This is a genomic window from Bacteroides sp. 3_1_23 (genome assembly GCF_000162555.1).
Classification (GTDB): domain Bacteria; phylum Bacteroidota; class Bacteroidia; order Bacteroidales; family Bacteroidaceae; genus Bacteroides; species Bacteroides ovatus.
This window is the reverse complement of record NZ_GG774953.1, coordinates 93,909-114,994: the sequence shown is the minus strand read 5'-3', so window position 1 is coordinate 114,994 and position 21,086 is coordinate 93,909. Positions and strand designations below refer to the sequence as shown.

Annotated in this window: 15 protein-coding genes; 3 read left to right on the top strand and 12 right to left on the bottom strand. The window is 40.3% G+C overall.

Annotation, left to right across the window (positions count from 1 at the left end; all coding sequences use genetic code 11):
• Positions 1-107 precede the first annotated feature (107 nt).
• From HMPREF9010_RS09035 to HMPREF9010_RS09070, 9 genes are all read right to left on the bottom strand, one after another.
• The gene (locus HMPREF9010_RS09035; protein WP_008649871.1) at positions 108-1,277 is read right to left on the bottom strand and encodes an OmpA family protein; all 1,170 of its coding nucleotides are present in this window, start codon (positions 1,275-1,277) and stop codon (positions 108-110) included.
• Between the two features lie 41 nt (positions 1,278-1,318).
• On the bottom strand, positions 1,319-1,600 hold the full coding sequence (locus HMPREF9010_RS09040) for an HU family DNA-binding protein (protein ID WP_287645906.1): 282 nt from the start codon (positions 1,598-1,600) through the stop codon (positions 1,319-1,321).
• Positions 1,601-1,616: 16 nt separating this feature from the next.
• Complete coding sequence (locus HMPREF9010_RS25020) at positions 1,617-4,226, bottom strand: hypothetical protein (protein WP_008649867.1); 2,610 nt, start codon at positions 4,224-4,226, stop codon at positions 1,617-1,619.
• A 29-nt stretch (positions 4,227-4,255) separates the two neighbouring features.
• Positions 4,256-6,793, bottom strand: coding sequence for a hypothetical protein (locus HMPREF9010_RS09045; RefSeq protein ID WP_008649860.1), 2,538 nt, complete (start codon positions 6,791-6,793; stop codon positions 4,256-4,258).
• A 27-nt stretch (positions 6,794-6,820) separates the two neighbouring features.
• Positions 6,821-8,830, bottom strand: coding sequence for a hypothetical protein (locus tag HMPREF9010_RS09050; RefSeq protein WP_008649859.1), 2,010 nt, complete (start codon positions 8,828-8,830; stop codon positions 6,821-6,823).
• A gap of 27 nt (positions 8,831-8,857) precedes the next feature.
• Positions 8,858-9,832 (bottom strand): FimB/Mfa2 family fimbrial subunit, encoded by a 975-nt coding sequence (locus tag HMPREF9010_RS09055; RefSeq protein WP_050428291.1) that lies wholly within the window; start codon positions 9,830-9,832, stop codon positions 8,858-8,860.
• Between the two features lie 288 nt (positions 9,833-10,120).
• Positions 10,121-11,692 carry an Mfa1 family fimbria major subunit gene (locus HMPREF9010_RS09060; protein ID WP_008649857.1) on the bottom strand — a complete coding sequence of 524 codons (1,572 nt, stop codon included), beginning with the start codon at positions 11,690-11,692 and terminating at the stop codon, positions 10,121-10,123.
• Between the two features lie 59 nt (positions 11,693-11,751).
• The gene (locus HMPREF9010_RS09065; RefSeq protein ID WP_008649855.1) at positions 11,752-13,056 is read right to left on the bottom strand and encodes a DUF3868 domain-containing protein; all 1,305 of its coding nucleotides are present in this window, start codon (positions 13,054-13,056) and stop codon (positions 11,752-11,754) included.
• 4 nt (positions 13,057-13,060) lie between these two features.
• The gene (locus HMPREF9010_RS09070) at positions 13,061-13,630 is read right to left on the bottom strand and encodes a DUF3575 domain-containing protein (protein WP_008649854.1); all 570 of its coding nucleotides are present in this window, start codon (positions 13,628-13,630) and stop codon (positions 13,061-13,063) included.
• A gap of 261 nt (positions 13,631-13,891) precedes the next feature.
• Between HMPREF9010_RS09070 and HMPREF9010_RS09075 the strand changes: the two genes are divergently transcribed.
• Positions 13,892-14,806 (top strand): helix-turn-helix domain-containing protein, encoded by a 915-nt coding sequence (locus HMPREF9010_RS09075; protein WP_008649853.1) that lies wholly within the window; start codon positions 13,892-13,894, stop codon positions 14,804-14,806.
• A gap of 187 nt (positions 14,807-14,993) precedes the next feature.
• On the opposite strand, the gene HMPREF9010_RS09080 is transcribed toward HMPREF9010_RS09075, so the two are convergent.
• Entirely contained in the window at positions 14,994-16,214 is a 1,221-nt protein-coding gene (locus HMPREF9010_RS09080; protein ID WP_032852803.1) for a site-specific integrase, read from the bottom strand.
• Between the two features lie 563 nt (positions 16,215-16,777).
• Here HMPREF9010_RS09080 and HMPREF9010_RS09085 point away from each other — a divergent pair.
• On the top strand, positions 16,778-17,260 hold the full coding sequence (locus tag HMPREF9010_RS09085; RefSeq protein WP_008649850.1) for a hypothetical protein: 483 nt from the start codon (positions 16,778-16,780) through the stop codon (positions 17,258-17,260).
• A 442-nt stretch (positions 17,261-17,702) separates the two neighbouring features.
• Here HMPREF9010_RS09085 and HMPREF9010_RS09090 read toward each other — a convergent pair whose 3' ends face one another.
• The gene (locus HMPREF9010_RS09090) at positions 17,703-18,698 is read right to left on the bottom strand and encodes a type II toxin-antitoxin system antitoxin SocA domain-containing protein (protein WP_008649841.1); all 996 of its coding nucleotides are present in this window, start codon (positions 18,696-18,698) and stop codon (positions 17,703-17,705) included.
• A 5-nt stretch (positions 18,699-18,703) separates the two neighbouring features.
• Positions 18,704-19,057: a type II toxin-antitoxin system MqsR family toxin gene (locus tag HMPREF9010_RS09095; protein WP_008649839.1), complete on the bottom strand. Its 354-nt coding sequence runs from the start codon at positions 19,055-19,057 to the stop codon at positions 18,704-18,706.
• A 233-nt stretch (positions 19,058-19,290) separates the two neighbouring features.
• Here HMPREF9010_RS09095 and HMPREF9010_RS09100 point away from each other — a divergent pair, with 233 nt between their 5' ends.
• The gene (locus tag HMPREF9010_RS09100) at positions 19,291-20,946 is read left to right on the top strand and encodes a hypothetical protein (RefSeq protein ID WP_008649837.1); all 1,656 of its coding nucleotides are present in this window, start codon (positions 19,291-19,293) and stop codon (positions 20,944-20,946) included.
• Positions 20,947-21,086 lie beyond the last annotated feature (140 nt).

Genomic DNA, 21,086 nt, shown 5'->3' with positions numbered 1-21,086 from the left:
GTCGACAAGCCCACCTTGTAACGACAAAGCACTTTCAGTCCCGACGTAGAAGAAAACGAGACAGCCCCGCAATGTTGCCTGAAATACCTTGAAATGAAATAAAACTATTATTCGACGATTACGGCACGGTTCAATTCAGGTTCACTAAAACGGTTGTTCGTATCGCCCTCCGCTTTCTTCACGAGACGTTCAGGGGAAATTTTATACTTTTCGACTAATAAATTGTACACATATTCCATACGTTGTTCACTCAAACGCTGGTTCAGTTCCTTGCTGCCCGTAGCGCTGTCTGCCGAACCAATCAGCGTGAAAGTCTTGTTCTTATCCGCCTTGATGGCGTTGTTCACATAAAACTCAAGATTGGTAAGTTCCTTCTTGTCCAGGGTAGCTTTGCCGATATTGAAGAACAGGGCTACCGGCGAAGCAGTCACTTTCGATTCATTCACCACTTCCGGTTTCCGACTTCTGGCAGCTTCCAGTTCGGCGGCAAGGCGCTGTGCTTCGGTGCTCAAATCATGATTTTTGGCGCGAAGCGCGTTGATACGTTCATTATAAGATGAATAATCTGCAGGAGCCACTTTCTCGACACGATTGAAACGGGTCTTGCCCAACTTCACGCTTAGACCCAGTGTCACCGAACTCATACCTTCACCTTTGCTGCCACTTACAGTTCCGTCAAAACACTCTTTCACTAGCATTTGCCGTCCTTCCAGAGTCAGGTCCAGACGCTTGCCCAGGCGGAACGTATTCAAGATACCGATGTTGGCGGCAATTTCATTGTCATGCGTACTGTTTCCCCACGAACGTGCCCAACCGAAACCTACAAACGGAATCACATTCCACACACGTTTCTCATTGAATCCGAGGAAACCGTTCGACCAGTTCCACATAAAGTCCGCATGGAGATTGGATACATTAAACTCTTCCTTGTAATAACCGCGATGCGCCCCTTTGGCATACATTCCGCTTGCGTCCGTCAGCCCCTTGGCTTTCAGACCCGAATATTGCAGACGGACTCCGTAAGAAGGAGTAATCCACTTGCCCAACGACACATCCAGTGCAGGAGCGATACGGTTGCCCACCGATGTCTTGTTATCAAATTCGCCTTCATAGATATTGATTCCACCGCCTACACCGATATACCAGTTACTCCAGAAACTATTCGTTTCATACGGGCCACGGAGAATATTTCCGTCCGTGTCACGATTTTCCTTTTGCTGTGCCATGGCACAGACTGATGATAATACCAATGCAACTGTAATAATTTTCTTTTTCATGTTTCAATTTTTATGTTCAACATTTAGTTTAACCTGTTTCTTTACTCTAATCTCATTTTACTTCCGGGGCGGAATTTCACTTGTCGTTTGGCCGGAATCAGCATTGAGCCGCCTGTGGCAGAATTATGCCCGTTGCGTGCTTTCCGTTCCTGAACGACAAAACTGCCGAAACCGACTAAAGTGACACTCTCTCCTTTATGCATTGTTTCCGCAATGGTTTCCATGATTGCATCTACTGCATTCGTAGCTTCGTTAAAGCTCAACTGACCTTTAAGGGCTACTTCTTTGATTAGTTCTGATTTGTTCATATTTTCATAATTTATAATTTACACGACAACGTCATTCACGCACACATCGCACTGATTGGGCTGCATCCCAAGAACCCGTATATGCAGAAAGTTCAATTTCTGACGATGTAAACATAAGACATTCAGCCCACGCCATTGAACCATCGTTACTGGGAGTAGCCCATTTTTGTGGACGGGAAGTCCAATAATACCCATCAGTAAGAAAATAAAAGGTGTTTTTTGCGACTTTTGCACTTGTAGCAGGATAATAAGCCTTTTTACGACGTTCAGCATCATAATAAAAACAATATCCCATATTATTTTCATAAGACATGGAAGAATCGTAATACAAATTATCTAATTCAGAACCTACACCGGATTTATAAAAAGAAGCGGCAAAGTCTGTTTGCGGAACCATATACCCCAGCGGGCAGGGATCATAAATTGTTTTTACAGCCTCAACTTTATAATCCTGGACAGGGACTCCCCACAAGTTATAAAGTTCTTCTGAATAAGGTATCCATGTATCATTGTAACGATCCTCCATACTACCGTGTAGTATACATTCTATAAACTTCTCCGGATTCTGAATAGCATACTGAAGCCCTGAAACATTCGGATTCATCACCACATTTTCCAACTCTATTTGTTTATCACGTACATTATAAACCAGAGCATCCTTTCCCTCTGTTAATGACACTTTGCCAATCATAGGATCTTTACGTCCCCATTGATAATGTAAGCCAACCGATTTAATCGAATTAGTTTGGACAGATGTAGCTCCCAAATTACGATCGAGTACATAATACTGCTTTCCACTATAAGTCTGGTCATTCGTAGGTATCACATATTTTTGTTCTTCCGGTTGTTCTGTACACCAAATATGCCAACTCCAAAGACATTTCGCATTTTCTGCATTAGGATCGTTATCATCATATACAGCAATCAAGGCATTGCCACTTCCTGTTCCTTTTACAAATTCAACTCGGTTTGTTGTCGAATTAAATGCAACCTGCGTTATCAACCCTTCCATATCCTGCCAAATTAGTTTTGCAGATTTAGGATGAATCTCCGCACCACCTGCCTGTGTCAACAGATTATCATCGGCATCCCTAAAAGTTCCCACATCAATAATACCTCTCGCACCGACTCCCATAACAGTAGCGTCAAACGAGTATTTTCCTGCATAGGGAGATACAATATAACAATTGGAAGTCCCTTCCTCGTCCAATACATTCGAAGTCCCTATCTCTGATATTGGAATATATCTAGTCATATTTCCCATTTTCACTTCTAAATAGCCACCATCAAATCCCTTCCCTGTTGTACAATAAAACTTCCACGAATAAATATCTCCACTAAGCCAATCAATACGTTGCGAACGATTGTCGTTATATGCATAATTATTATCTACTTTAATTACATTCTCTATTTTCTCATCATAACGCCATAACTGCAAATTAGATGTAGGCATAGTCGTTTCTTTGTCTGGTTGAACAACCCTTATACTACGAAAGATCAATTTATCCAAAAGTGCCTCATCTGAATCATTGTTATATAAATCGACATTTACCAATGAGACCGGATCTGAAATTTCAGATAAAAGTTCAACTGCTCCCCTACTAAAATTCATTTGATACTGCCCGTTATATTCATATACTCCTGTCCATGAATTATCTACAGAAACTGTATATTCCAAATTACTACCCGGCATATTTACCGCATCCTCTACATAAGAATAACCATCAGAACGCACGCTAGAAATATTGAAAGTATATCGGCATCCATGTTTGACATCTATGTACTTACCAGCAACTTTATCATAAAAATCGAGCCGATAATATTCTTCTTTATTGGTAACATTATCTTCTACAATAATTATCACTCCCATCCGTTGAGGACTAAAAACAGTTTCCTGAAGTGTTTTACCTCCTGACATGGCAGTATGATCAGAGCATCTGTATTCTGATATTAACGTTTCTGCCGAACTTATACCTAACGAAGATAAAGTATAAGCATAAGACAGTTCCCCAACTTCCGTATATATATCATCACCATTAAACAAAGATATATAACGAGGTTCATTATAGCAGACAATCTTGTTTATTGTCTTATTTATACCAGAAGACAAATTTACTCTAACGGCAGCCATTCGACGATCCATAACACAAAGATTGGATGCATTCTCCTTCCATACCAATGAGCCACTAAAGCACATATAAAAATTACCGGAGTCAGACAAGCCCTGAATAGGACTGACTTTAGCTTTCTGCAAATCTTCTTCCGAAATAGAAGAATTACCGACACTAGCATTTAGTAATACGTAAACACGATCATTCGTTTGCGGAGTAAAATCATCTGTAAATTTCAATAATGGGGAAGCTGTTGAATTTCCCAATATTGCCCTGGAATTTCCATCTTGATAATATACAGGAGTACTCTTTAAATTATCACCCCTATATACAAATAAAGTGTAAAATGAGATTTCATTCTGCCATTCAGAAGCTATCCCACGCACCTGGACATCCTGCATGCCCACAATAGACAGTTGTATTACATTTTTTTGATTATCTCCTTCCGCAACAGCAGAACAATCATCTTCGCAACTTCCTAATACCAAACTGCCTAATAAGAACAAAACTATATATATACATTTTTCCATATCTTATACGTATTTATCATTCCCAATAATCAATCTTCCCGCACACAACGTATTGGTAATCCACGTGCTGTTCCCATGTCATTATCGTAAAAATCAATCCACTTTCCATTATACCACCCAAAAGTCATACTTGTTGTTGTCATTGGAGAAGCAGTCCAATATTGTAGCCCATTATCATATACAAAACTATAATCGAAATCAATTACACCCGTCATTGGGAAAAACAATTCTCTACCAGGCTGTATTACTGAAAAATAAACTCCCGTATCTTCCATACGGCAATTTTCAGTTAAATAATAGTCCTTTCTCAAATTATAAAAAACAATATTAATAGGCACCCTATATCCATAGGGGCAGGGATCGTATATAGATTTACCTGCTGTTATATCTCTACCTTCCCATCTATACGGACTGAAAAATGACCAGGCAGTTCTTATATCAGTCCCTTTACTAAAGAAAGACATGGGATTTAGAATACCTTCACTTAATGAAACTCGTTTTAATTCATGCAAAGCAGAAACCTTCATCCCCAAAACGTCAAAGAGAGGTTTACCTGGCTTCTCAAACGGGTCTTTACGTCCCCATTGGTAATACAGACCATAAGAATTATCACCTACAGCATCCGAAACAGCCCCTATATTCCGATCCATAAACGTGTAAATCGTACCTCCGGACTCTGAATGAATATATCTATCTGAAGGACGAGGAGCACACCAAATATGCCAACTCCAAAGCACCTTTGCATCATTTGCATTAGGATCTACATTATCATACACGGCAATTACAGCATTTCCAAATCCCTGACTACCCGAAGTTATGAATTCAACCCTATCATTATTGAAGGCAACTTGTGTAATTAATCCTTCTGCATCTTGCCAAAGCAACTTTGCCGATTTAGGAGCGATTCCTGCTCCTTCCGCTTTAACCATTCGTGTTCCATCAGCTTTTTCAAAAGAATAATCGGGATTCTCATGAGAAGGATCATGAATAATTCCTTCTGCCCCATTTCCCATAATAGCCCCATTGAACGAATAAGTTCCTACTTTTTCTGCAATATAACAGTTGGCATAACTTTCATTGATATCTAATGCTACGGTAGGAGCAGGCTCCACAATAGGTAAATAGCGTACAGAATTTCCACATGAGACCTTGAAAAAGCCACCTTCGAAACCTGATTTATCCTTCGTTGTAATAGCTAGTTTTATTCCAAGTTCGTCAGCTGACACAACACTACTACTTATAGAAATATGATTATCATTATTTGTTCTTTGCAGGCTTCCATTAGTATAATCCCATAATACCACCCCTTCTTTATCTTGTGTTATTTCAGTCTGTTTGTCAGCCTTTACAATAGAAATACTTATAGTTTTGTCAGGCCTGCCTGAAGTTGAAACTGTAAAAACAGAAGTCGGATCAGTTATATTCGGCAATAAGGCTACTTCCCCCTTACTTACCGTAAAGCCTTCACCCGGGACATCGCCATTAATATTTATCTCTTCTCTCCAGTCCAACAAATCCATATCAATTTCTACATCATCCACACTTAGCACCCTCACGTCCACTGTATAAATATGATTCCTCAATATTCGATAACTATCATTTGTTTTAATAGGAATTACACGTTCAATAATACGATTTTCTCCAGTTTCATTATTCCACAAAGGAATCCTGACTTTCAAAGCTGTAACATTCGTATTTTCATCATAGTCTGATTCATTCTCTAACCAGTTCTCATAAATATAGCGGTCATAAGACGTCTCCGCTACTTTATCAACATTTACCCCGTCATCTATCGGTAACTCAACGGATGATAATAAATGAGAATTTTCCCAGCGAAACCACCAATCAACATTTTTTAAAGTACAATCTATATATCTGTGATATACGTCATTCCACCAATCATTTGCAGCAGGATTACGGTGAGTCTCAAAAGGTGCAAATGGACGAATACACAAAGGCATATGAAGTATTTGAGTCTCTACCTGATTTATATTAATATTCCATGACCCTAGAACGGAGCGTTTTGTAGTACGAACCACGGTTCGTAACTTAGCGACTCCACGAAGTAAATGTACATCAGCCTCAAACTCACGACCACCGCCCCACCTATCTCTTATTGTCCCTATCCCGGACATATATAACGGAGTTGTCAATTCCTCCTCTGGAGTGACATCAATCGGATATTCTTGATTTGCCCACACATAAATATTATCTCCATCTCTAAATGTACCAATAGGCACTTCAATACTTGCCTTATATATACTATCCTCATAAGCATAGGAATCAAGATATATTGCTCCATTCTGCGTAGAATAGAAATTTCTGTAATGGTCACTATCATAATTTCTTATTTTTACAAACAAGTCTTTTATCTCATTTTCTTTTTCTAAAGCAGTGCTGCGTGTATTAGAACCCACAACTTTAGAAGAAGGTACTATGACTTTAAAAGTAAGCCTCTCCATTCCTTCCGGTATGCATGAAGTGTCTCCATTCTCATACACTGACGTACATGAGAATATAAAACAGCTTACAGAGCATAATATTAGATATACAATGTACTTTTTCATACTATATATTATTCTGCTATTCTTAGTTTATTCTTTAACACAACGTATAGAGCGTCCATCTGCCCGCCAAAACGGTTGCCATTCTTGTCCCAAGCCATAACCATATCCCCCTAAAGGATAAACTGAATTTACTGAAGCTACAGATGCCCAATGCGACAATCCAGATATAAGACGACCATCTTGAGGCAGACGTTTGTCTGATCTTGGATAATAGCCTGCTTCTGGATGAATAATACCTTGTGTACTCTCAGTTGAACCAGCTTGTAATCCCTTCCAAGGTTGATTGTCTGGGGGAACACGCCAACCTATCGGACATGGATCAAATATTGTTTTATTATTTGGCAACCATAATGAATAATTCATTAATGACACCGAATTTGTATACCAGTCTCCCCAACTTCGCTCATTAGTTATATAAGTTAGAGGTTCACGAACCGACTCTACTAAGTTTTCCACTTCAGCTACTTTAAAACGGACATTGGTTACACTATTTTCCGTATAAAGTGTTTTTTCCTTTTGAGTCCAATTTTCAGCACTAGGAAAAGGATCTTTACGTCCCCATTCATACAGTAAACCTTTTACTCCACCGTCAATTGTATATTCATTAGTCATAGCTCCCAGATTTCTATCCATCCAAACCAAATTATTAAAAAACTTCTGTCCTTCTGTTACATTTGGTTCATAATCTGTACACCAAATATGCCAACTCCAATAAATCTCGCCGTTTACTTTCATCGCAACAACCGCATTTCCCTCTTTTGCCGTCCTTACCTGCAAATAAGCCCTCTCGCGCTCCAAAGCATTGACTACCGTTACTCCTTCGTCCGCAATAACTCCTTGTTCATCTTGCCATACGAGTTCTGCCGTTACGTCTCCATCCGGAATTGGAATATTGCCAAACTCTGCTTGTTGAGCCCATATCTTATATACGTTTTCAGTAGGAATATCCACCCTTCCGCCCGGAGCTACCATATAACAATTCGTCATCTTAACTTCTCCCTTCACCTCTTCTGCTTGTGGCGGAAGATATTCCCATGGACACACTGTCAGATTTAGTTCAAACTTAGCTGTTTTTTGAGTAAAACGGCAAAAAAGTTTATATACATGGTTACGTTCTATTTTTTCTAGAATTTCTCCATAGGGATAACCGGTATAAGGATCATATCCGCCCAACTCGACCCAAGCACGACCATCATATCCCGTTTCATATCTATAATGGAAATCTAAGGATAATTTATCATATATACACTCCATTTCCGGAACATAAAAAGAATATAATAATTCTCCTTTATCATCAGAATATACTTCTTCTCTGATTTCTTTTCTGTCCATAAAATAGATATTATCGTAACGGTTATCCGGCACTCGGACAGGCGATATAAATCCAATATCTGATATACGATCCACTCCTAACTCTTCAATATAAAGCCTGTTTTCCCAGTAGTTTTCATCCTGTCCTATTTCCCTCCTCATATAAACATCTACCCTCGCAACAGCTCGGTCTACTTGCAGATTGATTATTTGTGTCGTCCCTTCCAATGCGTCCACTCCTGTCAGTTCTCCATACATCGGCAAACAATAATCATTATAGTAGCCCATTATATTAGGATTCCAATAATCCATTATATCACGTCTCCTGTATTGTATTTCAGCCAAATCATCCGGATGATCCACTGCTTCCAATAAAGCACGGGAATCCATATCCGTTGGCTCATTTACAATGGCATAAAACGTTTTACCAGTAGCAGCCTTTACTAGAAATATCGGAGTAACGTATACACCATCATTTATATTCAAATCCGACCAATAATACATCTTATCTAAAGTAGAGCCATCAAAAACGTAAAGACGTAACCGGTTGATACGCGTTTCATTTTCGTTCAATACTTCAGGATCATATGTAGCACGTGTACTGATACTCATATTCATTCGCACCTTTCCCGGTTCATCCGACAGAACTGCACGTTGTTCCTCATTCACACATGAGAAACAAAGCAGCACAAGCCACATCATCCATTTATATTTTGTATATCTCATATCATTTGCTGTTATAGTTTACGTTTACTAAAGGTCTTCACCTTTCAACCAGATAGTCCAGCCGTTAATCACAATCTTCGTGGAAAGGAAATTCAATAATTCCGGATTATAGAAAAAGACTATCGCATACTCGCTCTGACGGTCGAGGTACTCCTGCGCCGGAATATTGTGCCCCTCCATTTTTGTAAGTAGCAGGTAAGGTATCAGGTCAACCTTCATCAGTTCCTTACTGTCCGACATGCGTGTAAGCGTCAGATATACTTTTTTATGTTCGAGCAGGCGCATGGTATTCATTTCCGCCACAATGCCCACATCTTCCACTTTTTCCAAATGATAGGGCTGATAACTAATCACGTCGTCATCCAGCAAGTCATTATTCCAGTCATAATATCCGTTGTCCGCATGGATTTCGAACAGGCAATCACTCATATCCAGTTCTTCTCCCGGACCGGACTTTTGCAAGATAAAGCGGAATTTATTGGTATCCTTTATCAGAGAGACCATTTCCGTCTGTTCCTGTCTGCCGGTAAAGTCGACAGTCTTCACCTCGCCATACCAAAGCGGGTTCAGAGCTTTATTATGCACCAATGACTCTTTCCGTTTCATTCTTACCATCAAGTCTTCCAATGTTGATTTCCCGGCAACCAGTTCCGGCATTTCAAAGTCATCGCTCACTCCCGCCCAAGCGGCTATCCGGTATTCACCGACCGGAAGCGGCAACGGCATACGGTAGCTGCCGCTGCCCAGAGTTTCTCCCTGCTCGCTCTTCTTCATGATAAACGTACCTTCCTTGTCAAATACAAACACGTCGACACGATTCACTTGAGCCGCAAAAGCGTCGGAAAACTCCATGTTATAGTCATACCGGAAACGAACATACAACTGACATTCCGGTAGTGTCTCATCAATGGATGTGCAGGAAAAGAGTACAAGCAATAACAACAGGCAACTTCCATAATTCATCCACCGGACGACACCCTTTGTTTTCATTATCTTTCTCATAATCTATGGTTCTATTTATTTTTCTAATTTCATATATAGCGTGGAAAAGCGACTTTTGCCTTTCTCGGAATAATCTGCTTTAGTTGACAAATCGCAAAACTTGCCTGTATGGAAGACCTGTTTTTATCAGTTTTTTTATATCAAGGTCTTGATTCACGGAAATAAGCCTCCGCCGGCTGAATAAAAACGAAAAGAAAGAAAAAAAAGAAGGCGCCATAAGACAAGCTGCGCCGTATCATAACGCCTTCTTATTATTTTAATTGTTATTTTAGCCCGATATAGTTGTCATTACAAATCCACTCCCTGACTCCAGGTAGTCCATGGATTTACCGTAATACTTACAGAGAGATATGCTTCAGCGTCATCATCATTCTCACCCGGTTTTTCAGGGTCAGTAGGATCTGTGGTATCAGGAATCCAGGGAGTACCCGGTTGTTTCACGCTGTTGATAGTCAATGTGTACCAGTTGTTACGTACAACACCGTATTTGCCAAGTGCCATTGTGGCGGTGATTGCATCGTCATGACGGATGAGGATGTTATAATAGCATACACCTTTCTGGAAGTATTCTACACCTACGGTTTCACCGGCTGTTGCATCAGGCTTGGAGTATTCACCACCGTTCGCAATAGCGTCCAGTTCGGCGAGAGTAATAGCGGCAAAATCAGCACCGACAGTTTTGCCTTGTGCAGTAGCGGCAGCAGACATACGTGCATAGAACTGGTCACAAAGAGTGATTATCTGTGTTTGCAATGCATCCGGTGAAGTAACTGCTTTTGCAGCATTATATACTGCCTGCAAATCAGCCAGTGTCTTATAAGTGACACCCAAAAGGCGGAACCAGCTATCGCCTGCTGTAAATGAATTAGGAGTGTAAACCGCACTTGCTACGGCAGCTGTAGTCTGTGCCTGGGTTTGTGCGTCGGCAGCCATTGTGTTCTCAAGACAGTATTTGCTATCCGTCATAGCTGAAAAATCAGCAGGCAAAGTTCCGTCGTCAGCAACTTTCAGATAGTTGAACTGTGACACATTGAATCCTGCCAGTTCATAGTTCGGGTCAATTCTGTAATCCGCACCTGCAGAACCTCCGGCGGGCATTACGATTTCAGCATACGGGAACATGCTCTTATTGGTAACATTCAATGCCCAGTTGCCGAATGTACAGGTTACTCCTGCCGGAACTGTGACACCACCCGGATTTATTCCTAAAGAAACCTTGGCAACGACACGGTCTACGTGAATCAGGGAACGGTCAGCTTCGGCAGCGGCAATCGCGGCAGTAGCATCAGCAATAAGCGTTCCATCAACCACCTTCACATTAGCTGTCACCAATGCTCCGTTAGCCGGATTTGCATTGTCGCCGGCGTTAATCATCATAAAGTTGTTCTTTGCTGCTCCAATCACCTCTTCGAGTGCCTGCTCTACAGCACCATTGATGACAGACCAGGAAGCTGAAGCTACACAGGCAGCCTTGAACTTGTCGCTCGGATTAACTACTGCCAGTACTTTGGCGGTAGTAGAAGGAACTTTGAATGCATTTCCGGTCCCTGCTGCAGGATTACCGCCTGCATTCAAAATATACTCGGCCGAAGCCAATGTCTTTGTCTCCAAACAAACGTCTGATGCATCAAACAATGCAAGGAGTACTTCGTTTACATTCTGTTCGTCCGCTGTTCCGTGATTTTCTCCAGGAGCGCGTGTTCCCGTACTTTTAGGCATATCTACAACTACGGACATATAAGCCTCCCTGCCGTCTATCGGCAACAGGTCTTGTCCGCCGGTTGCCATCTCTTCATCATTACTACATGCTGCCATCGCCAGTCCGACAAACAGCGTTAAAAAAGATTTGTCCAATTTCATTGTTTTAAAATTTAATGAATACTAAAATGTTAATTACTAAGTATAAGTTTCAGATTATATTATTCAGCTTTTATACCTTCCAAACGTTTCAGGTACACCCGCATCGCGTCGTAATCTCCCATTTCCCAAGCCACGATAGCGGCGTTATTGTTAGCTATCCTGTCACTCGGAAAACGGTCGGCAATCATCCGGATAATCCTGTTGTATTCGTCCGAACCTTTGCCGTAGCTGACTGCGACCTGATACATTTCGTTATGGTTCATCTTATCGGGACGTGTTCTGATGATTTCCCGTCCCTGCTCTACAGAGAACGGAACCACTGTATAGCTGACTGTATATTCCACTAAGCGCAGCTTCGGATATACCTCTTGCAATAAGGCATTATATATTTTTCCGCCATCGATAGCTTTTATCTTCGCATCGCGCGCATCCGGTTCGGGAGTCTGCCCGATAATATCGAGTACTTTCTGCATATAGGAAGGACGGTATTCGCACAACCATGCAGCTAGTCCCTCCCAGTTTTCCGGCACCGAACGGCATTCTATCATACTGTCGTCCAGCTTATAGGCATGTTTCAGGTTTTGTACCAACGCTTTCGCACGTTGTTCGGAAAGGCGGGCATTGCCGTCATAATTGCCTTCCGGCGATGAGTAGCCCACTATCTTAATCCGGGCAATACGATAGTTATCATCCTCACGGATAGAATCAATGGACGAATGGATTTTAACCAGTTCGGCAGGATTATTCATATAATCGGCAAGCAATGCCGACTGGTTCACTTTAAAATTAAGATATGCACTGCGGGTGAAAGAACGGCGTTTCTCCTCTGCCTGTGCCACCATTATTTCCAGATTCGGGCGTTCCACTACCTCTTTGAATAAAGGAAGCTCCGCAACGGGATCATTACCCAGTGCTTCTCCGCAACCTGCGCATCCCTGTAATTCACGGAATATCTCGACACGTGCTCCGGACATCCACTCCTGTGCCGGGACTGTTTCGTTATATTCTAACAACATATCCCGTTTCCTGTTAAAACGAATCATTTCCTGTCTCTCTCCCGCAGCCGGTTCTTTGCCATACAGACTTTCTTTCCGCTTGTTCATGCGATAACGGTTTCTGCCTGCAATGCAGACTGAAGGCAGGGCGAGCGTATCGTTTTCCGACCGGCTGATTATCAAAGGAGTGATTATCATCTGTCGGCGTGAAGGAAGCCGCAGTGTACTGCAATCCATATTAAATGAGACTTCCACTTTGTCATCGCTTATTTTCCGGGCAACGGCTTGTCCGATATTTATCTCCTGGGCATGGGCGGAAACTGCGCCTAGCAGTCCCAAGGTCACGTATATACAGATTCTTTTCATCATTAGCCTATTTTATAATGTATATGATACTCACGGCAGCTTTTGTTGGGCCGAAGTAGTTTTTCTTCTCACTTTTCTGAATGGTTCCACATGTGGCACAAGGATATTTGGAATGATCCAACCGCGCATATCCGACTCCAAGTACAGCCTCCATACTCCAGCGGTTGCCGAGCAGCCACTGATAACCGTAGGATATTCCACCGCCCCACAAATGTCCCTGATAACGGTGACGTTCCATGTTATCACTCAAAAATGACATTCCGCCCACATTGTATTTGGCGTAGTGTCCGTGCAAACCCAGAAAATGACCGTTGAATTTCTCACAAAGCCAGTAGCGAAGTTCCGGCTGTACGCCCCAGTGGCGAAGGCGCGTTTCATCATCAAACTTCCAGGGGGTATAATTTCCGGATAAATCGAGAGACCATTTCTTGCCCAAACCTATTTCCAGCCCCAAGTTCATTGTAGTAGTAGCGTCATAAAGCAAATTAGTCTTTACTGCAACCTTTTGGGCGTAAGAGTTGCCCGTATTACAAAGTAGTATTCCCAAGACTCCGATTAAACATAGATATTTCTTCATGTCATCTTATTATTGCTTTTGTTTCATCTCTATTCTGTAATAGAGATAAAACAAAAGAATACAAACAATAAAAACCTAATTACCAATGATTTATATCACATAAAGCACCCATATAACGTTTCAGTATCATGATAAAATGAATCATAGCAAACAAAACAGAAAATAATATTCTGATATATAATTCATTAAAAATACAGATACTGAAACAATTGTGAAACAAACAGATAGGTAACAGACCAAACAATCAAAACAGTTATTGCCATGGAAACAAAACTTATGAAAAGCGAATTGCTGTACATCGAAGAACACCTGTCATGCCAAAACTACATGACAACGATTGAAACCGGATTCAAGTATTTGGAGTTCGATAAGAACACAGAATTTGAGGAAGACACTACAAGTAAGAATTATCTTCTATTCTTCCTGAAAGGTGATTTCACCATAACTTGCAACCAGTTCCACAACAGATCGTTTCATGCCGGAGAGATGATACTCATCCCCCGTTCTTCCCGGCTGAAGGGAATTGGAGAAAACGGTTCAAGCCTGCTCTCCATGTTTTTCGATATGCCCGAAGGAAACTGTGACAAGCTCATATTGCAATCTTTATCAGAGCTATGCAACAACATTGAATATGACTTCTCACCGATTAGAATACACTACCCACTGACACCATTCCTCGAAGTGTTAACCCACTGTATCAAGAACGGGATGAGTTGTGCACACCTGCACACCCTGATGCAACGGGAATTCTTCTTTCTCCTGCGCGGATTTTATGAGAAGCGGGAGATTGCAACCCTGCTTCACCCTATCATCGGAAAAGAAATAGACTTCAAGGATTTTGTCATGCGTAACCATACCAAAGTGGATAATATAGAACAGCTCATCTCACTATCGAACCTGGGAAGAAGCCGCTTCTTTTCCAAATTCAACGAGGTGTTCGGAATGACTGCCAAACAATGGATGCTGAAACAAAAGAACCAAAGGATACTCGAAAAAATGACCGAACCGGGAGTATGTATAAAAGACGCCGTTGAAGAATTGGGATTTGATTCGCAGAGTAACTTTAACCGTCACTGCAAACTATATTTCGGATGTACCGCCAAACAGTTAATGGAACGCTGCCAGACTGAAAACAGCCCTATTAATGAGGATAACCACGCAACGTGTACAAAATGAATAAAAAAATGTACTTTATGACAATTTATATTATAAAAAAATAAGCTTACTTTGCGGCGTGAAATAGTTCAAAATAACAAAGAGATTTTAATATAATCTCTATTACAGAATAGATTACAATATCGCAAAGATAAATAAAAATATTATATCTTCTAATTTTCAACGGATTATATTACAAATTTTCATTTCACTTGGATAAATTTGTAACCATGCTGTTCACCTGATTAAGCATGGATACATCGAAATCTTTCAAATAGACGCGTGTCATTTCTTCCGAAGTGTGCCCTAGTCCGGCACTAATCACAGAAATTGGTGCTCCATAGTCACGGGCAAGGGTAGCCCAGGTATGGCGGGCGGTGTACGTCGTCAACGCAACTTTTATATCAGCTGCAACAGCGATTTTCTTCAAATGGCGGTTGATACGCCCTAACGCCAGGCGGTATTGTTTGTATCCCGAAGCGTATTCACCGCTGATTATCGGAAAGAGATACTCATTTTCCGTCTTGTATTTATCCATCAAGCCCTGCATCTGCGGAGTCACCGCTATGCGAATCAACTGTTTCGACTTATGACGGGAATAAGTCAGCACACCATTGCAAATATCGCTCTTCCTCAAAAGGACAATATCGACAAAAGCCATTCCCTGCGCATAAAAGCTGAACAGATACAAATCGCGGGCAAACTCCAGTTCAGGTTCATTCTCCAAATTCAAGTCCGCCAGATTCTGCATATCCGTCCGTGACAAAGCACGTTTCACCGTTTTCGCCGGGCGGGTCTGTGCCTTCGCAAACGGATATTCGCCACGAGGATGATAACCGTCCGCTACCGCCTGGTTGTACAGGGAACGCAAGTTGCGCAGATAATAGCTTACCGTATTTCCGGAAGAGCCGTTACTATACAGGAAATCCTCGTATCTCCTGACGAACGCCGAATCGACCTCCGACATCCGGACATCGGGGCGGCTTATAAATTTTGCCAACGACGAGCGGGTGCTCTTGTAGGCCGCAGCCATCCCCACTTTCTTCAGTTCCTGCTTACGCTCAATCTGCGCATTGATATATCGCAATAAATAAAACTGTGGTTTTCCTGTACCAAAAGCACTTTGAGCCAGAATATCCTCCACTGTAAATTCTTCCCTTGTCCGCTCAAGCTGCCTGATCCGTGTATCAATCCGATTCCGCATCTTCCGCAGCTCGCGGTTCATTTTCACGACCTCTGTAGCCGTAAAAGTAGAACCTACGCCATTCATAATCTTCCCTTCCAGCTCGTCAAACACCTCCTCTTTCACCCGGTAGCCTGTATACAGTAACTTTTTTCTCCGATTGTGGATCACCTGAAATACTAAAGGATAACTGCCATTATTCAATATCCTGCTCTTATTCAGCATAAGTTTCACTGATGTTATCATATCTTGCTTTTTTTGTTTGAAACGTAAAAGTACGAAGTTCACCTTACTTATCAGAACTATTTTTCCGCCTGTTACGCAAGAAACAAGAAATGGAATAAAAAGTTTTTCCACTTTAAGAATAGTTATCTGATAAATATAGTTAAAATACACGTTCTAGTAATCAGTATATTTTTATTACATATTTCCAATATGCATACGCATAAATTAGAGATGTATACTATTTATGATATTTCATTACATAATATAAATATTTCCGCTATTATTCCTTTTGAAAAATTAGAATATTAGGCATAGCTTTGCACTATGGATTTTAGGGAGCCGTCCGTTCCTTTAAAAGGAAGAGGTCCTTCCTCGGTGTGCAACGGGTCGTTCCTTTTAAAGGAACGGCCCGTTGGTTTTAAAGGAAAAACCGGCATTTGTAACCATTTGAATTTCAACTTCTTACTGAATTAAAATTCCGTCCCCGTAACCCATGGGATTTTTTCCAACAAACACGACAGAATCTGCCGCACGAAGCGGCAATCAGTATACAACAAATTTCAACAATCCAAAATTCAATTCCCATGGTTACAGTCACGTTTGCCATCAAGCCATATCTGGCGAGGTATATGTATGTCCGATACGGACAAAGTTTAGAACTTCAATCGCACAACAATCCACCTTCAAGGCTCCCCACTCCAATCCACCTCTCCCACCTCACTCCCATTTATCACTTCCTGCATCAATTATCCGTTCCTCATCCGCAAGGCGTCTCCTGGAAAGAGACAGGAAATATCTGTTTTGTTCTTCCCAGCCCAAGGCAAGGGAAGAATCCGGAAGTTTATAATTATTTCGGGCAGGACAGTATCTTTATTATCGAAAAGGAAATTGAGGTGGAAATGAAAGCGGAGCTTTATTCATTCCTGTTGGAAAATAAGTTCAAAAATGGAGTGATGTATATAAAGTCAATGCATGAGTTTGTGATAAAGTATGATATGGCGGAGTCGGTGGAAGAGGAAAGTTTGATGAGAGGGTTTCAGAGGTGGAGAAAGAAAATGAAAGTTTAATAAGACTAATAAGCAAATATCCCTAAGTGATAAGCTACAGCATATATACCCATAGTAATTATTCAAGATAAAATCAAATGCGATTTGGAATATTTTTCATTCCACATATGATAGAAAACATCCAAAAGCTTTGGAATATAATATTGTTTCAATAATTTTGTAAATTCAATTTTTAAATTAAATACTATGTACACACTAACAGAGATTAGAGAAGAGTTAAAAATTAAAGAACGTTCTGTAAATGATTTAATTAGATACATAAAAACAAGAACGGACGATAATCCCAATTATAGTCTATTATTAGGAGCCGGATGTTCTGTAATAGGTATAAATTAAAACTACATAAAACTTCAAGTCCCCGTATAAATTATAGAATCGCTATATAAATCTAATAAGTTTATAGCGATTCTCTGTTTATACAGAACTAGGAAGGGGGCTTACATTACAACTGTCTCAAATCAAACGCATAACTATAATCAATCAAGCTATGCTGTTTTTCATTTTGACGCCACGCTTCTTCAGCATGACTCATTTCTGAAATTTCATTAGCCTTACTCTTCTCAAAATGAACTAATACACATTGTAAAACCTCTAATTCTTCAACTGTAAATAAAGATTGTTCAAATTGCTCAACAGTTGTAATTATACTTCCAGAATAACCATTTCCCAAATTTATGATTTCCTTTTTTAATCCGTCCAAGTTCTCATATATAGTACTATAACGCACAGGAACAGGCCCATAATTTATAGCTTGGTATTGTAACCCGCTAATACCTTTACCATATTTCTTATAGGAAAGAAAATCAGAATAAAATAATAATTTATTTAGTTTTGTTTCAAAAACTCCTTGTAATGCAGATGCAAAAAAGACAATAATCTGCTTAACCTTCTCGGGAATGACAGAAGCATACCCATTCATACTTGAACGTAAAGACAAATGGTTGTGAAATATAAATTCATTTATTTTATTCTCAAAACAGGAATTATTTAATAACAGTTCCTTTACCCTTTTTTCAATTTTAAGTATCTCATCATTGGGAAACTGATTTTGAGCAAGTTTCAGAATTTCCAAAAAGAAATGAGGATCTTTCAAAGCTGAAATCATTTTTCCATTAGACACACTAGGCATCTCTCCTTCTTCGTATTTTCTATATTGGTTATCGCCAAAACCTAAAAGTTTAGACATTCGAAGTGCAGATATACCATATAATTCCCGGACTCTTTTTATTTCATCCGGAAATGGTATCGCATATTTCTGACGATACAAATTATAAACTTGATTCATATTCAGTTGATCAAGTTCAGTTGTAGTAAACTCTTCATTTGTATCCTTACATCTATAAAAATGATATACTATCTCAAAATTGTCTTTTCGAAATTCAAATGATTGCTTCTCATGACACAATGCAGCGTCACCACCTGTAAACGGACTTTTCATAACTTCTACTTTTTATTTTTGAAAGGATGTTCTATTTTTCTCTCTGCCAAATGAAAGGAGACACAGATTGGAGAATTTGCTCCAGTACCTTTACTTATTTTGATATAAACCTCCTTTTTATCTACGGACTTGCCAAACTTCCAAAGTTCTCCCATATAATTCAACTTATCTTCCGTAGGACCTTTATAATAGTCCTCAACTGTCAAAGACATTATTATCTTTTCACGCATAATTGCCGAAATCTCCAAATCAAGCAAAGCTTGCATATTCTTCTTTCTATCTATGCGAAAGATAATCCCGAAAACCCTAGCCTTATCTTTAAATTCTTTCAAGAATTTATCGACTGTTTCTATATCCATATCTAAAATATCTTTATGCAAAGATATGAATAATGTAGTATAACACAACAAACATTCAACTTTAAAGTTGAAAAAGAACTATTAAAAGACTATATATTCAAGATATATTGATATTAGTCCGAAAAATTCAACTCGAATCTATTTTCCTACCTTTACAAAATTAAACATTATAAGAATTATAAAGATATGACGATTCCATACTAAACTCGAAATATTTTCACTACATTCACAGCATGAAATGCAGAATTATACTCGAACTATTAGTAATTCTCTTTTTTACAGGATGTTATAACAGAGAACAGATTTCCCGGCTTGATGAGGCGGAAGCACTGTTACAAAATAAGCCGGATAGTGCCTTAACAATATTACAACAACTCAAATCGGAAGGCGACCAGGCTGAACAGGCCAGGTATGCGTTGCTTTATTCAGAGGCTTTAGACAAAAATCACATCAAAGTAACCAATGATTCGCTCATTCGCCAGGCTTGGAGCCATTATAAACATCATCCCAAAGATTTACGCCGCCAATGCAAAACTCTCTATTATTGGGGACGGGTTAAACTGCGCGCAGGAGACAAACCGGGAGCGTTACGTCTTTTCCTAGAAATTGAAGAGAAACTGAAAGATACCAATGAGCCTTATTATGCAGGGCTTTTATACAGTCAAATCGGTGAAGTGTATTATGACCAAATGAACTATAGCCGGGCTTATCATTATTTTCGTGAAGCTCGCAATAACTTCCGGCAGACTGATAACACTCGTGAAGAAACAGAGGCAACTCTCGATATGGCAGCCGCAACTTTCAATTCAAAAGATATGGAGAAAGCCATGCGACTCTATTCTGCCGCACTCGATTTGGCTGATGAGCACAAGTACAATAAGTTAGCCAAAGCCAGTCTCACCAATCTTGCTTCTCTCTATGTGGTGTCAGGCAAGAAACAAATTCCTCATGACCTACTGCAACGCATCGAACTCTCTGCCCGGCAAGATACGTTATACGGATACCATACATTAGTAGATGTGAATCTACTAAAAAACCGTATAGACAGCGCACGCTACTATCTGGCACTTGCAGAAACACATTCCACCGATATACGTGACATGGCAGACCTGCAATACACCGCTTATCGGATTGAAGCGCAGGCCAGAAACTTCGAGAAAGCGACAGAGAAGATACACCATTATATCTATCTGACTGACTCGCTGACACGTTCAAATATGCAATTCTCCGCCGGTATGGTGGAACGTGACTATTTCAAGGAACACTCCAAATTTGCCGAATACCGGATGAAGAACCGTACTACCTGGGAGATTACCATAGCAAGCGTAATTTTTCTAATAATAGGGGTAGCATACTACATCATCCGTCAACGTCTGCGCCTGCAACGCGAACGTACCGACCGCTACCTGCTATTGGCGGAAGAAGCCAACGCCCAATACAAAACCCTGACAGAACATATGGAAGGACAGCGCAATGCAGAAAGCCATTTAAAAGGTTTGATAGCTTCACGATTCGACATCATTGACAAACTGGGAAAGACTTACTATGAACGTGAGAATACCGCATCGCAACAAGCAGCCATGTTCCACGAAGTGAAACAGATTATCACCGATTTTGCAGAGAACAATGCAATGTTGCAAGAACTGGAACTTATCGTAAATACCTGCCATGATAATGCAATGGAGAAGTTGCGGAATGAATTTTCGTCAATGAAAGAAGCTGACATACGACTGCTTTGTTATATTTTTGTAGGTTTCTCTCCACAAGTAATCAGTTTGTTTATGAAAGATACGGTAGCTAATGTATATGCTCGCAAGTCACGGCTCAAATCACGTATCAAATCGGCAGAAACGGCCAATAAAGAGTTGTTTTTAGCACTTTTCGGATAGGTGTTAGACCTGTGTTAGAAATCTTAGAATACACCTTTCATAATCCATTGAATATCAATATATTTTAAATCAAAGTGTTAGATTTGCGAGATTGCATCACAACCCGAATTTGATGCAATCTTATTACTTTTGCATTCGAA